This window comes from Paenibacillus sp. J2R1T-4 (assembly GCF_059692235.1).
Genome location: NZ_JCAUBA010000027.1, coordinates 26,959 through 41,747, shown reverse-complemented (window position 1 = coordinate 41,747; position 14,789 = coordinate 26,959). Strand labels below are relative to the sequence as shown.

Annotated in this window: 10 protein-coding genes; 1 reads left to right on the top strand and 9 read right to left on the bottom strand. The window is 43.8% G+C overall.

Annotated elements, in window-relative coordinates:
* Positions 1–12: 12 nt before the first annotated feature.
* From AC58QD_RS29540 to AC58QD_RS29500, 9 genes are all read right to left on the bottom strand, one after another.
* Entirely contained in the window at positions 13–1,284 is a 1,272-nt protein-coding gene (locus tag AC58QD_RS29540) for a neutral/alkaline non-lysosomal ceramidase N-terminal domain-containing protein (RefSeq protein WP_497338630.1), read from the bottom strand.
* Positions 1,262–2,617: a neutral/alkaline non-lysosomal ceramidase N-terminal domain-containing protein gene (locus AC58QD_RS29535; RefSeq protein ID WP_497338629.1), complete on the bottom strand. Its 1,356-nt coding sequence runs from the start codon at positions 2,615–2,617 to the stop codon at positions 1,262–1,264. The genes AC58QD_RS29540 and AC58QD_RS29535 overlap by 23 nt, the downstream gene beginning before the upstream one ends.
* Positions 2,618–2,643: 26 nt before the next feature.
* On the bottom strand, positions 2,644–3,978 hold the full coding sequence (locus AC58QD_RS29530; RefSeq protein WP_497338628.1) for a DegT/DnrJ/EryC1/StrS family aminotransferase: 1,335 nt from the start codon (positions 3,976–3,978) through the stop codon (positions 2,644–2,646).
* A 26-nt stretch (positions 3,979–4,004) separates the two neighbouring features.
* Positions 4,005–5,009, bottom strand: coding sequence for a Gfo/Idh/MocA family protein (locus tag AC58QD_RS29525; protein ID WP_497338627.1), 1,005 nt, complete (start codon positions 5,007–5,009; stop codon positions 4,005–4,007).
* Between the two features lie 76 nt (positions 5,010–5,085).
* Positions 5,086–6,735, bottom strand: coding sequence for an extracellular solute-binding protein (locus tag AC58QD_RS29520; protein ID WP_497338626.1), 1,650 nt, complete (start codon positions 6,733–6,735; stop codon positions 5,086–5,088).
* Between the two features lie 86 nt (positions 6,736–6,821).
* A complete protein-coding gene (locus AC58QD_RS29515) occupies positions 6,822–7,697 on the bottom strand; it encodes a carbohydrate ABC transporter permease (RefSeq protein WP_497338625.1) in 876 nt (291 codons plus the stop codon).
* An 11-nt stretch (positions 7,698–7,708) separates the two neighbouring features.
* A complete protein-coding gene (locus AC58QD_RS29510; protein WP_497338651.1) occupies positions 7,709–8,563 on the bottom strand; it encodes an ABC transporter permease in 855 nt (284 codons plus the stop codon).
* A gap of 337 nt (positions 8,564–8,900) precedes the next feature.
* A complete protein-coding gene (locus AC58QD_RS29505) occupies positions 8,901–11,126 on the bottom strand; it encodes a helix-turn-helix domain-containing protein (protein WP_497338624.1) in 2,226 nt (741 codons plus the stop codon).
* Positions 11,127–11,231: 105 nt separating this feature from the next.
* Positions 11,232–13,457: a helix-turn-helix domain-containing protein gene (locus AC58QD_RS29500; protein WP_497338623.1), complete on the bottom strand. Its 2,226-nt coding sequence runs from the start codon at positions 13,455–13,457 to the stop codon at positions 11,232–11,234.
* 372 nt (positions 13,458–13,829) lie between these two features.
* Between AC58QD_RS29500 and AC58QD_RS29495 the strand changes: the two genes are divergently transcribed.
* Positions 13,830–14,756 carry an ABC transporter permease gene (locus AC58QD_RS29495; RefSeq protein WP_497338649.1) on the top strand — a complete coding sequence of 309 codons (927 nt, stop codon included), beginning with the start codon at positions 13,830–13,832 and terminating at the stop codon, positions 14,754–14,756.
* Positions 14,757–14,789 lie beyond the last annotated feature (33 nt).

Here is a 14,789-nt window from a genome sequence, read left to right as displayed (position 1 = left end):
CGTGAAACCTTATCAATCCGGGATGTTATTGCTGAATGCTGCAGCAATTCTCCGGTCAATGCCCGGTTTGAAGCCCCCTTTCAGACCGTATTCCAAGGCCGAATCAGAAGCCTCATAACCGCCTTCTGCAATAATTTTGTCATCTGGAATATACGCCGTCGAATCTGCATAGCCAAGGAACATCAGACGTCTGCCGGCAAATACAGCCTCCAGCTTTTGCTTCACTTCGTAACATGGCTCGCCTCCCATGTAAGCGATGTAAAGACCATCGCTCAATCGCACTATTCCTGCCGGCAGTTGAACTTCATTCGGCAAGCTGTCGTACTGTCGCAGCACTTCGGCGGCAATTCGCTTCAATCCCGATAATCCCAATCCGTCGGCAACCGCCGCGATGTGAGTCAATGGGAATGGTTCCAATTCGAGCGCGATTTTAAATTGGCGAACAGAAAGCTTCATCTCGAACGGAGCAAGGGCTCCGGGAGTATAGAAGAGGCTTTTCATGTGGTGGGTCATCGACCGTGCCATGTCATCCATCTCTGCGAATGTGCAGGTAACGAATTTATTTCCCTTTGCGGTTATTTTCGGTCGTGTATTGCCCCCGGCTCCCTGGAAGAAAATCGCGGTACACCCAAAAAACTCAGCTTCGAGAAGATGGCATATTCTCCCTGGGAAGTCGCTGGACAAAACCATCGTGTCCCTTACTGTCACGGGGTGACAAGCATAGTTGCACATAATAGCTTTGATGCTGCCGGAACGATCGGAAATTTTCAATATATGCAGCATGTCATCCTTCTCACCGCCAGGATTAGGACTGCCTTCTATCTTCCCATCGACAAGACGCCTTCTATTGATGTTCCAATCGCCTTCCACGGCGCCATAAGCTATAACGCCCTCAAACTGGTTAGCGAATGTACGGTCGATACAGCTTATCACGCGCTCCGCCAAAAAAAGCTCATACGCTTCGGAATGTTGACTGTGATCGTCATATCCCCGGACCGCCGGTCCGCTGTGCGTATGAGTATAGGACAGAAACACACACTCCTTTTTCATTCCGTATTTGTGAAAAGCATAGGCTTGCACTTGCTCAGTAAGGATTGTGTCGTGAAACAACAAATCGAGCGAAATAAGCAATATACGCTCCCGTTCATCCTCTAGCAATAAAGCTCTGACATATAAGTCGTCATGGATGCCTGTGTACGGTTTATCGTAAAAGGTTGCATATCCTGCCATAAAGGTCGGCATATTGGGTGTAATCAAATCTTTAGCAACGCCGAATTTCAACATTAGCCTCTCCTTCCACCACCAGGTTGCTGTTTGAATCATTCCATTCCTTATTGTTGAGAAGTTGTGCCAAACCATTTCGAATCTCCGCTTCAATCAAAGGAGAAAACGGTGAAGGATATCCGAAATAGTACATGGAGGTGTCACTTTCATACCCTCCCTCTGTAATCTGGGAGGCTGTTGGAATATAACCAATCATTCCATTGCTGTAGCCAAGCGGAATTACGTTCCCCTTCGATAGCCGTTTGATATAAATTCCATATTCGACTACAGCCTCGCCATTTATCGCCAGGAACGCAACTTCCTTGGCTATAGACAGCAGCCTTAATTCCAGATTCGCATGAGGCAGAAGTTTGCCGGGATCAGCAAGAAGCGATTTTTTCCAGGCGGCAATCATAGGGCTGTCATCGGATAATGGAAGCAGGTCAGACATTTCGGGTACAGTCTGATACGGAAGTTCGAATCGGGATTCCCAAGTGCTGATCCGACTTGCCTCAACGGTTTGCATAGGCTTCCTCAATATCTCAAGCACGGATTCCGCCAACTGGTTCCCCAGCCGTCTTACATCTTCGTCATCACCTTTATAGAAACCATTCTCATTCATCAGGGCAGGGCGGATATCTCCACAGCATCCTTGCATGAAGCAACTGACTCCCCAACCCATCTCTTGATCCAGCCGTTCCATTGCCATCCCACAGAACTCTGAGGTTACCAGATTAGAATCTGTTGTTGTTGGGTGACAGGTGAAATGAAACAGGATCCCTTTTGTTCCTCCATCGCCGGATAAAAATCTGATCACCGTTACCTCAGTGTCATTAATCCCATCGGGATTCGGTATTCCCAGCATGATGCCGTTTACCAGCTTTCTGCGATTTATGCTCAAGCCTTCACAGGATCCACCTCCTTTCTGAATAGTGACTTCCTCCGCATTTCTATGGGCTTTCGCTATGGCATCATATACTTGTTGTTCAAGAAATTCGATGTACAACTGATCAACTCGTCCCAGTAATTCACTAAAGTGTCCTGTCGTCTGCGGGCCTCCATGGGTGTGGGATGCATGAAAAATAATAGAATGGGGTTCAATATTCCAATCCTTGTTAATTTTTGTATACATCCTCTCCATTTGATCGCTTCCCCACCAAATCAGATCACCTTGAATCATTAGCGCTTTTGATAATGTTCCTTCATCATCGCTTTGAACAAACAACCATGCACGTACATATAATCGGTGCTTTGTTTCATAGCACTTCTCTTGGCGATACCCGAATCCCGCAAGGGGAACCGCAAACGGTGGACTAATATCCGATACGCCTATGCCCAACTTTGTTGGAACCATTCCTCATTCCTCCGACCACGAACAAATCAACGATTTGTGAATAAATTCCATCCGCCAAGGACTGGGGGATTTCCTTTGTCACCTTCTAGTAAATCCGTGTAATGTTCCGCTACTTTCCGATAGGCAAGTGCGTATTGCTCAATAACGTCCGGACGATAATGTTTGAACCACGGCACGCCTAACACGCGGGCGGGAAACGCTTCGCTTACGGGCAAATCCCCTTTATACTGCCGGATATCTCTGTCACTGTTGGCAATGCGGGTCGGCCTGCCGTGATTATATACATCCGCTTCCGTGAACAACGGATGCAGATGCAAGGGATTGTTGCAACCAGGTATGCAAGCAGCAACGCCTTCTGCCTTTACAGCCTCGCAAAAGCGGGATACTGACAACCCACCCAATTCTTCAGGCCGATAATGACCATGCGGTGCATACCATCCCCCATTGAAACTCCCAGAACCTCGTTCCGTTCGATGGGCGCGCAGACCAGGCACTCCGTCTAACAAATCCCAAAAATAGTTCATAGAGCGGGCAATTTCATCATGTCTTTGGTCATAATGCTTGAGCTGCACGCGTCCAACCGCAGAACTGACCTGATGCATTCGATACTTGTATCCACCTAAAGGAAGCCCTCTGTAAAGTTTCAATTGTTCGTTCTTCAAGTCAGCACCGAAACGTTCGTAATGACCGAAAGCGATTGCCCGCTCATATATATCCCGATCATTCGTTGCCAATATCCCTCCTTCACCGATGGCAAGCGCTTTGCCCGTCATCAGCGACATAGCGCCTACATCTCCAATCGTGCCTAACTTTTGCCCTTTATATATGCCGCCATGTGCATGTGATACGTCTTCGATTACTTTGATGTTATGTCTCCGCGCTATATCCATAATCGGCCCCATATCCGCAGGGTAACCCATATAATGCACTACAACGATGGCCTTAGTGCGAGCTGAAATTCGATTCTCGATATCGTTGGGGTCAATGCATAACGTAACCGGATCAATATCCGCAAATACAACAGTCGCTCCCAGTGAAAATGCTTGTAAACAGGAGGCCCAGTATGTCACACTTGGACAAATGATTTCATCGCCAACACCGACCCCGCAGCCGTACATAGCCCCTTGCAAGGAGGCAGTTCCTGTGTTGAAAGCTAGCGTGTATGGAACACCTAACCATTCACTAAACTCAGCTTCGAATTGTTGGGTAACTCCTATACCAGACATGGCTCCTCTGCGTAATACGTCAAGTGCTGCCTCTTCGTCTTCCTGCGTAATAATCGGCCAGGTAAACAGATCACCCGCTGGTTCGTTTACCGCCTTCGGCCCCCCGAATATAGCAAGCTTGTGGTTATTACTCATTTCCTAACCTCCTATTGAAAATTAACCTAGCTGTATATGGAATAACGCTTTATTTGCGCATCTGCTCTTACGGCTGCTCTCGATGCACATACAATATCCTTGTGCGAAATATGACTGGATTCGCCCACAATTCTACGGATAAAGTCATTTGTAGCCGAGTCCTCAACATTGGAAAGCTCAACTTGATGCCAAGCCTGGTTGGTCGTTACTTGGAACATCAAATCCCCCTTCCCCACCGCAGGATCGCCTTCCATCCTTAACTCCGCGCAACCATCCGTACCTGTTACGAATATGCGGCAATCGCCCCACGTCCAGCTTTTGCCCGGTGTATGCCAATCTGCATATAACTGTGCAGTAACCTGATTTTCCATCGCTACTTGAAGAGAGACCAAGTCATAGAAATCAGGATGCTCCGGCAGAATACTCTTGCTTGCAAACCCATCCATCTCCGATATTTCACTGCTTGTGAGCCAACGCATTAAATCAAAATCATGGATGAGCAAATCTATTAATATACCTCCGCTGCTTGCCCTGTTAAAATGCCATTCCGGCCGGGACGAAGGGGAAAGACGATGTGGCTTGCGCATGGAAACATGCAGCAATTGACCGAAATCTCCATTATCAATCATGCGCTTCAAGGTTTGGACCGAACGATAATAACGCGCTGCAAACAAACATCCAATCTGGATCTTATCCCTGATTATGACTTGCTCCAATCTCCATACATCCTGTTCATTCACGACTACAGGTTTATCGAGCATGATATGTTTACCGTATTTCTCGCATAATTCGATAATATCGATTTTTTGGTCACTGATATCCGCACATCCGACAATCTGCACGTCATCCTCGAGCAATGACTCCCGTTCTGTGACAATATTCAATTGATACTGATTAGCAATTTGTTCTGTCAAATCTATGTTTTCCGCTTCGTAAATACCAGCACAGCTGTACCCTGCGTGCAGCATCTCAGCAATAAATTGAGCAATATGGGCATGCTGGCAGCCGATTATTGCAAATTTCTTCACCATCTTGTCCTCCAATTTGGCATGAAAGGATCTTCATGTGTGCAATCCACACATGAAGATCGACAGTCAACATGACTCGTTATTTGGCCTCATAGTAGTCTTTAGAGTAAACGATATTGTTCTTATTCTCGGAGAACCATTTTGCATAATAGTCATCCACCGCAATTCCTCCGCCCTTTTCCCACACTGATTTCAGATCAATCAATGCCTTTTCGATAGGATAGGAGGCTCCGCCGACAATTGCCTTGGCAATAGTTTCGTTAACTGCAGTGATTGAATTTGTACGGTTTAGTTGTAAATCTTTTGGAAGATCCGTAATGGAGCTGAAATCGAGATCATGGAAAATCGGACGCTGCGGTGTCAAATAAGCCGCTCTTGCCTGCTTAACAATCTCAATAAATTCTTTCTCTAGCGGTTTGGCGGGATCTAATTTGTTTAGATAATCGGAACATTTAGCGGTCGCCATAGGTTGGTCCAGCATGTAAAAATCGAAAGCCCAATCCAGCTCTTTCTTGTTCTTTTCCGGATCAATTGGCACTGGACAGCCGTTTTTATCCGCTTTCCAGTGTGTCCCTTCTATCCCATATTTCAAAGTCTTCATAGTTGACTCTTTGAGCAGGAAATCGATATATTGCATAACTGCCTTTGGATCTTTTGCCTGTGAATTAACAAATGTTGATAAATAATAAGGCGGGCTCACATAAGGGCTGAATTGACCAAAATCGCTTTTTGGCAGTGGAATCGCAATAATTTCTGCATTTGGATTATTCTGCTTTAGCGTTTGATATATGCCCAGTCCAGACGAGGCCGTAACTGTGTTTATACCGTAAATGCCCAATCTGCCATTAAGGAAATCCTGTTTTGCCTTTTCACCGTTTTTATCCGTCAAGTAATCTTTGTCAACCAGACCTTCGTCATAAAGACGCTTTTTAAACGCTATAGATGCACCAGAACGTTCCCAGTCGTGAACATAATTGCCATTTTGGACATACCAGCCTGCGCCTGAGCCGAACATGTTGTCCACATTTTGACCACCAATGGAGCTCAGATGGTAGCCATAAGTATCCGCCTTCTGATTGCCATCCGGGTCCTGCTTACTGAAAGCTTGAATGACCTTAAAAAATTCTTCCGTTGTTTTCGGTACTTCCAGATTTAACTTCTTTAACCAATCAGCCCGGACCAAGACGGCTATTTGCACATCCAAAGGAGCAACCGCTCCCAATCCGTACAATTTACCATCCGATTTTGTTCCCATTTTCTTCAATACCGGATATTTTTTCAGTATATTTTTGTACTCTGCACTGGATTCAATCAGTTCATCGAGAGGCAATAGCTGTTTTTGAGAATAAAGCTTGTTTACTAGACCGGGAGTCCATGTAAAAATAAGATCCGGAGCACCGCCTGATGCAAACAACGTATTGTACTTCTGATCTTCTTCATTACGCGGCACGGATACAAATTCCACTTCAACCGGAGCATTAGCATTGATCCATTCCGTCCAACGGTTTTTAACAGGAGTACCTTCCCCAGCCGGAACATTGCCCCGATCGTAGATCGATACCGTGATTTTCGACTTTTTGACAGGTGCCTTGGTTTCTGTCGCCCCTTTTCCCTCTGTCGGCCCTGGTTGTCCCCCTTCTTCTGATTTTGAACACGCTGCAATGACACTGAACGATAGTACGATAACTGCCAGCAACCACAATCCTTTTTGCAACTTTCTCTTTTTCATACGCACCCTCCATTTTGTAATTGTTTATTTGAACAATACATGAACTCCGTATTACCGGTCCATGTATGGCTGCAAATCACTTGGAATTATCCCTTTATGGCTCCGATCAAAACGCCTTTAATAAAATATTTTTGCAGATAGGGGTAGACCAGAAGCATTGGAACGACCATGACCATGATCCCAGCGGCCCTTATTCCTTCCGGTGTTGTTGAAACTTGTTCTTGCGGTCTTAAGTTATTCATCTCCTGCAGTATGGTTTGGCTCGCTAGCATCTGCTGGACCAGAACCGCTAAATTATATTTTTCTGAATCCTGGATATAAATGAGTACGCTAAAAAATGTGTTCCAATAGCCCACCGCATAAAACAAACCAATTGTTGCAAGCACCGGCAAAGAAAGACGCAATACAATTTGAGTCAGAAACCGCCATTCGCCGCAGCCGTCTATTTTTGCTGCTTCTTCCATCTCTTCCGGTAAGTTTTCAAAGTAATTTTTGATAACTAGCATATTGAAGGTACTGATGAGCGATGGGATCCAGATCGCTCCATATGAATCGAGCAAGCCCATGGCCTTCACAACAAGAAAAGCAGGAATCAAACCACCGCTAAAAATCATCGTGAACACGATAAACAGAGTAAACGGCTTTCTAGCAAACATGGCTTTTCGCGATAAAGGATAAGCTGCAAGAATCGTTACGGATAGGCTGAGCAGAACACCGACAAAGGTAATGATCAAACTATTCATAAACGACTGGACAATCCGGGTCCCAGTAAATAACATCCGATAAGATTCTAAAGACCATCCTACTGGCCATAAACTTACACTTCCGGACTGAACGGCATGTTGATCGCTCAAGCTTACCGAAACGATATGCACGAGAGGCAGCAAACAGCTTAGTGACACAAGAACAAGCACGATATAGTTGATTCCTATAAACATTTTTTCTCCGAATGAGATGCTCAACTGCTAACCCCCTACCATAATCCTTGACCGTATTTTCGAGCGATCCCATTTGCCGTCAGTACAAGGACAAACGCGACTAGCGACTCGAATAATCCGAGCGCAGTAGTGATACTGAATTGACCACCCTGTAATCCAATGCGATATATATAAGTGCTAATGACTTCTGACACGTCAGAAACGATTGGATTTTGTAAGATATACACTTGGTCAAACCCTATCTCCATCACTCTTCCAGTTGAAAGGATGAGAAGCAATATTATGACCGAACGAATACCAGGTAATGTAATGTGCCAAATTTGTCTCCACTTGTTAGCTCCGTCAATGTTGGAGGCTTCGTACAGGCTTGGATCAATTGTGGAAAGAGCAGCCAGATAAATGATTGCGCTGAATCCTGTTTCTTTCCAGACCCCGGAGCCGAGAAAGATCGCAATCCATGAAATCGGCTTGTAAAGGAAAGGATAGACTTCGCCTGTCGCTTCTTTGATCCAGTGATTAATAATTCCGCTATCCTGCGAGAACATAGTAATTACAATACCGCCAACGATAACCCAGGACAAAAAGTGAGGCAAATAAACCAACGTCTGAACAATTTTCTTAAACCACATTTTGCGCAGTTCATTTAATAAGATAGCGAGTATAATCGGGAACGGAAAACCGACTACAATAGAAAGAATGCCAAGCATGAGACTATTCCTGATGATTTCAAGCGTTTGGTACTGGTTGAACAACAATTCAAAGTTTTTTAACCCTACCCAAGGGCTGTGAACGATGCCATCCACAAAATTGTAATCTTTGAATGCAATAACTGTGCCAAGCATAGGTGCATACTTGAAAATGAGATAGAAAAGAAGCACCGGAATAAACATAATAAACAAGGGAATATTTTGTTTAATTCTTTGCTTGTTGTGTCGGATCGCTCTCCAGGGAGATGCTCTTATACCTTTCTTCGTTTCCTCTTTAATGTTTGAATTCATTGGTGTCTCCTCCAGCAGCGCTCGATTTCCTTTTTTTCATCAGCCACTCCGATTTCAGTTAAGCGCTTGCAGATTCAATATAGAGGTTCGATAATTAATAAATCAACTTACACGTTTCTCAGTCGTAGAGGATATTCTCACGCAAAAAAAATCGCATGCCCTCGTTGACTTTCTGCTTGTTGGCAGAATGTAAACCGAATGGCAATGCGATTTCAAACAAACAATTTTCTCAGTTAACAAATTGCTTGCGGTAATGACCTGGAGGTACACCTACAATTTTCTTGAATACTCGGATAAAAGAAATAGAATGTGTATATCCAACCATCAGTGAAATTTCGTGAATAGGTGTAGAGGGAGAAGCAATCAGAAGGTTTTTGGCATGCTCAATTCGTACCCTTGCTAAATAATCAATAAATTTCTCCCCGAATTCCTCTTTGAAGATGCGGCTTAATGTTTTGATATTCAATGAAAACTCATTATTCAACTGAAGCAGGGACAAGTCAGGATTTGCGTAGTGCAATTGGATATATTCCTTCACTTGGTGAATCAACTGTCGATTGCCTCGATTGTCTCTTAATAAACTGATCTCTCTGGCATTGTCGCCAAGTATTCGGGAGAATGAAGTTTCAAGCTCATGAATCAGATCGAATTCCTGTAATAATCGGTTTAGCTTAGGTAAAGCCTCTCTTTCCCATAAATCCATTACTTCTGCCGGTAAGCCGGACATTTCAATTTGGAGAGCATAAATCAAATAATGCATCAGGTAGATAATATCATCTCGCGGGGAAACCGCTGCTTTTAAACCGTCAAATAGCCGATTCATATAGAGTCTCCATTCTTCATCGCCTAAGCGATAGTACTGCGCCATCAAACGGATGTCTGTCAAATATTGAAATATTTGGCCCTGAGGCAGCAAACTGATCTCCCAATAGCCACTCGTTCTATTCGCACCAAGTGTGGATTTATACTGCATCGTTCTCAATGCGCCATGATACGATTGCGACACATCTGCAATATTATCTACAATATCTCCGAATCCAATGGAAATCGTAAATTTCATATGTTCCGTAACCCAGAGCCTCGAAGTTTCACCGAATCTCAACAGATGCTGATGCGAATCTTCATTATGATCCGTTAACATAATCAAAATACCGATCTGGTGATGACTAACCCATTCACACCATGTTTGTATCGAATGAGATTGAGCAATTTCCTGGAGACCATTCTTCAGGGCAAATTTGAGAAGCTGCTGATCCTGATGGGATTGATTTTGACAAAATTCCGCATATTGATCAATCTCAAGCAATGCAACCGCAAGCTGATTGTAGTTGGAAGGCAATCCTAATTTTTCCGCTTCTAAATACCATTCATCTGTATCAACAGGCCTTTCCCCATCAATGATTGCATTGAAAAACCAGCTTCTTCTAAAGATCAAATTTTCTTTATATTTTTGTTCATAACTATTGGATTGCTCCATCAGATTATCAAGAGCGGCATTAATATAAATAAACTCGTCATTGATCGGTTTATGATGAAGTAAGTTTTCCTTTTGCATCACGTAGTGATCAATTCTATTTCTCATCAATTTGATAGGCTCATAGTTACGACGAATAACATAAATCATACCCGCAATTCCGATGATTACTGTAAATAACACAGCTACTAACCATACCTCTGAGAGAATAGAGAACAAATTGTAAAATTGCTTGTTTTTCATACCGGCTTGTATGATCCATCCTGTGTAAGAGGATTGAATACTTGTCAGTTGTTTATTGTCAGGCAAGCTCTCTCCGAGAAACAGCTTTTGTTCCGAGTCCAGCATCTTCACATAGCTGATATCGGATTCAGATAAATTGTTGAAAATGTCGTTAACCGAACTGACCAGAATATTCACCACTAACAAGCCATCACTGCCTGATCCGAGAGGGACCTTTTTGGCCATGGAGACAACCTTCATTCTGGAATTTCCTTCGTTGAACTCTTGATACTCCCTGTTTCCTGTCCATATATAGGGTGTAGATTGTTTCATTGCTTGATCAACAAAAATTCGGTCACCGAATTGCGACAAAGTAACCATAGAATTCGGCGTAAGTACCATTTGATCATGAACTCGATACAAATAAATGGAACTAATCGGTGGAAAGATGGTACTGAGATCACGAATTCGTTGCGAGATCTCAAAATATTGGAACGAATTAATCGAAGCGTTTTCATCAAAGAAATATCTTAATTTCTCATCTGTCAAAAGCTCCTTAATAATCATTTGTTCCGTAAATTGCAAAGACGAATCCATGGCCTGCATGACATGCTGGGCAAACACATTATACGTCTCAACGGTCTGTTTTTTGGAATAGTTGCCCAACGCAAGAAAAAATATAAGAACTAGAACAGAAATAATGATAAAGAAAATGAGCAGGTACGATAAAAGCCAGCGGAGATATCCATGTATTCTCATATGACCCCCATAATCTACTAAATAAATATAATCATTAAGTATAGCACGGCTATCTGTTTATTGCGCACTATATCGTGAGCTGCTTAAAGGATGAAGGCAAGCGCATCAGCCATCCTCGGTCAGCTTCTCTTTACGGAACTCACGCGGCGACATGCCGCTGAATTTCTTGAACATTCGGTTGAATGAATTAATGTTCTGATAACCGGAGCGAGTCGCGATATCCTGAACCTTCAGGTCAGTCTCGAGCAGCATACGCTTGGCTTCCCGAATACGCACTCCGTTAATATAATCGACGAAGTACTCCCCCGTCTTCTCCTTAAAGTAGGTGGATAAATACCCTCCAGTAATATGAAGATGCTCCGCTACAATATCCAGCGTGATATCCTGAGCGAAATGCTTCTCCGCATAATCAACAACAAAATCAATGATCGGATCCCCATTCTTCTGATTACTGCGAATTTCTTCACAAGCGGCTACAAGCAGTTGACTGAAGAACCTTCTATAGTGACGCCCCGAATAAAAGCTGGGATTAGCGCTTAAACCTGCTAGTACAGGCTCTATCGCCCGTTCGTCGATACGCAACCCGTGGAATGCTTTGCGCACTTTTGACACAATGTCCACTACGAACTCCTGATATTGCAGCACGGTTGCACATTTACGTTCCATTAACGCCAGATGGCGATCAAGCAAATGCAGCAGCTCCTGCGTGTTTCCAGCAACCAGATTCGAGTCAAACTGCTGCTCTTGAGCTGGTGTAAGAAGATGCACAGACTGACGGCCAGCTGATTCCCGGACGACTTGGGTTTTCTCTTTAAGCTTACGTTCCTGCAATAGCTTCACCGTCTGCTCATAGGCTTCCGTAAAGTCCGATAATTGTTGATAGGGTGGCGAGATCGCTATGGTGAAGAAATAATAATCCGCGTCATGCGACAGCACCTGCTGCAGCTCATCGATATAAGCATCCAGACGGGCATCATCAATCTCATCCACCACCGATAGCATTTGACGGCTTTCCACTTGCAACGTTAATGCGGTTGGGAAAACTTTCTGCAAGCTGTGACTAATATATTCATAGATACAGTAGGTTAGAGGCCCAGGCTCCTCTTTCATTTCTTCCCAGAACCGATCCTTATACGTAATCTCATAGACAACGAATTTGCACACCCGCATGACCATCATATCGTCAGCCCCGCGAGAGCCGTTATATATTTTCTTCAGTTTATTGAGGTAGCTATAAGAGACAAGCTGATTGTTCTTTTGCATCAGATCCAGCTGTATCCTCGCATTAGTCTGCTTCATATCGTCGAGCTTTTGACCAATTAACTCGAATTCTTTGATATTGCTCTTGAACAATTCATCCTTCCCGTTAGATTCCTGAATCGAGGATACCATCTTTTTGACAGGCTTGTTGAATCTGACACTGAAAAAGACCGATATTACAACACTTATTAACAAGGCAAGCAGGAGCAAAACAATCAAAGTGAGATTAAGCCGTGAAACTTGTTCCGATATACGCGCGCCCGGTACGATGTTCAGATAAGTGAATCCGCTATGCTCCCCTGTACGGTAGAAATAATAGGTGTTGTCACTAAGAACGTAGGACTTGTCTGAAGGCAGCTCCGGAATGGAAGTGTTGTTAGCCAGTTTACTAGTAGAGTACAAAGGGCGCCCTGATTCATCGTAAATGAAAAAATTCGTATTAACCGAGCGGTGAAATGCTTTAAATAACTGATTCGCATCCAGCATAGCGACCAGATAGAAATCATCATTTTGCCAATGCTTGTTAATATACGGGATAAACAGTCCTTTGAGCGTCGCCTCTTTGGATTCATGAAACGAATGCTCATAGAACAATGACATCGGGAATAGCTTCGACGAGTATGTTTCCTTGAATTGGCGCTCCCAGAAATAGTCCGGATAATCCTTACTGGCATAAAACTTCTCGAACAGCGATATGCGATCATTAGTCCCTGCCTTGCTTAAAGTAAATGAGCCTTCATTGAATACAACCACCGCGTTATCTACATAGATCAACGGATTACCGACTACCCGGACAATTTCCTGTTTGATCCGATCCAGCAGTTGGTAGCGTTCATTGCCGCTGCTAGACTGCAAGCGTGCCACATCATCATTGAAGTAAAGCGCATACATTTGTTTTTGCACCAACTGAAAATGTTCTTCATAGCGTTCAGAAGTGAATCTGATATTTTGTGCGTTGTAGCTAATGATTTCATTGCGAATGTTGCTCTGGAAAAAAGTAAATGACAAATAGTTGAAAGATACAAGAAGTACAATTACGGTCAAAAAACCAAGCAATAATCGAATGAGCAAGGAAGACGTTCTGGATTGAAATCGTGAAAGTAGACGTATAACCCACTCACCTCCGAGAGCCCTGTTTCATTTAATGATGTTCTTATCATACACGACAAGGGTTGTGACATAAAGAGCGCTTATAATCACAACAATGTGCAAATTCACGAATACTTAACAAATTTACGAATTTCGCAAAATAGGGGATAATCCGGAATTGCTATGGATTCCAATACACCCGAACCATGCTAAGCTGATGTCAATATCACGAACCCGGCAAGCAGGATGTGGGGCGTGACACTAAATGATGAAAGCGCCATCAGGCTGCGATCAGGATGGAGGAATACACACATGAACAAGCCTGTGCCTGTCGGGAATAGGCCGGAAGCAACCATGCCGATTGGGACTAAACGAAGCGGATTAAGGTGGAGAAGAGTTGCCAAAAGTAAATATTTGTTACTTATGTTTTTACCCTGTTTACTGTATTATGTGATTTTTAAGTACTTGCCCATGGTTGGAATTGTGATTTCCTTCAAAGATTACAGCTTGTACAAAGGGATCTGGGAAAGTAATTGGGTTGGATTGAAATACTATAAAATGTTTTTTAACAGTCCCGATTTCTGGGTTTTACTGCGGAACACGTTCTTACTTGGGATTTATAAGCTATTATTCGGGTTCCCTGCCCCTATCATCCTTGCGCTTCTTCTTAATGAAGTTAAGAATGTTTTGTTCAAACGTTTCGTACAAACCGTCAGCTATTTACCGCATTTCATCTCTAACGTTGTCGTTGCAGGGATGGTCGTTATGTTCCTCTCCCCTTCCACCGGCTTCGTGAACAAGATGATTGAAGCACTTGGCTTTCAACCGATCCACTTCATGATTCAGCCCGATCTGTTCCGCTTCATTTATGTCGGCTCAGAGGTTTGGCAGCATATGGGCTGGGAAGCGATCATCTATTTGGCAGCGCTTACTTCCATTGATCCTTCTCTATATGAGGCAGCGGATATTGACGGCGCCAGCCGCTGGCGGAAGCTTTGGAACGTAACCTTACCGGGGATTGCCTCTACCATCATCATATTGTTCATCCTTAACGTTGGACGTGTTCTCGAGATCGGCTTCGAGAAGGTGTTTCTATTGTATAATCCGGCTACGTACTCCACGGCCGATATACTAAGCACCTATGTGTATCGTACCGGTCTAGTAAGCGGGAACTTCAGTTATGCCGCTGCCATTGATATGTTCACTGGTGTCGTGTGTCTCTTCTTCATCTATACTACTAATGCTTTAAGCCGCCGTATTTCTCAAACGAGTCTATGGTAATACGCCTAAATTTTCACGCCGCTTAAGGAGGAT

What these genes read in the sequence shown, in the direction of transcription:
- AC58QD_RS29540 (WP_497338630.1), bottom strand. Translation starts at nt 1,284, where the DNA reads ATGTTGAAATTCGGCGTTGCTAAAGATTTGATTACACCCAATATGCCG.
- AC58QD_RS29535 (WP_497338629.1), bottom strand. Translation starts at nt 2,617, where the DNA reads ATGGTTCCAACAAAGTTGGGCATAGGCGTATCGGATATTAGTCCACCG.
- AC58QD_RS29530 (WP_497338628.1), bottom strand. Translation starts at nt 3,978, where the DNA reads ATGAGTAATAACCACAAGCTTGCTATATTCGGGGGGCCGAAGGCGGTA.
- AC58QD_RS29525 (WP_497338627.1), bottom strand. Translation starts at nt 5,009, where the DNA reads ATGGTGAAGAAATTTGCAATAATCGGCTGCCAGCATGCCCATATTGCT.
- AC58QD_RS29520 (WP_497338626.1), bottom strand. Translation starts at nt 6,735, where the DNA reads ATGAAAAAGAGAAAGTTGCAAAAAGGATTGTGGTTGCTGGCAGTTATC.
- AC58QD_RS29510 (WP_497338651.1), bottom strand. Translation starts at nt 8,563, where the DNA reads ATGTTTATTCCGGTGCTTCTTTTCTATCTCATTTTCAAGTATGCACCT.
- AC58QD_RS29505 (WP_497338624.1), bottom strand. Translation starts at nt 11,126, where the DNA reads ATGAGAATACATGGATATCTCCGCTGGCTTTTATCGTACCTGCTCATT.
- AC58QD_RS29495 (WP_497338649.1), top strand. Translation starts at nt 13,830, where the DNA reads ATGCCGATTGGGACTAAACGAAGCGGATTAAGGTGGAGAAGAGTTGCC.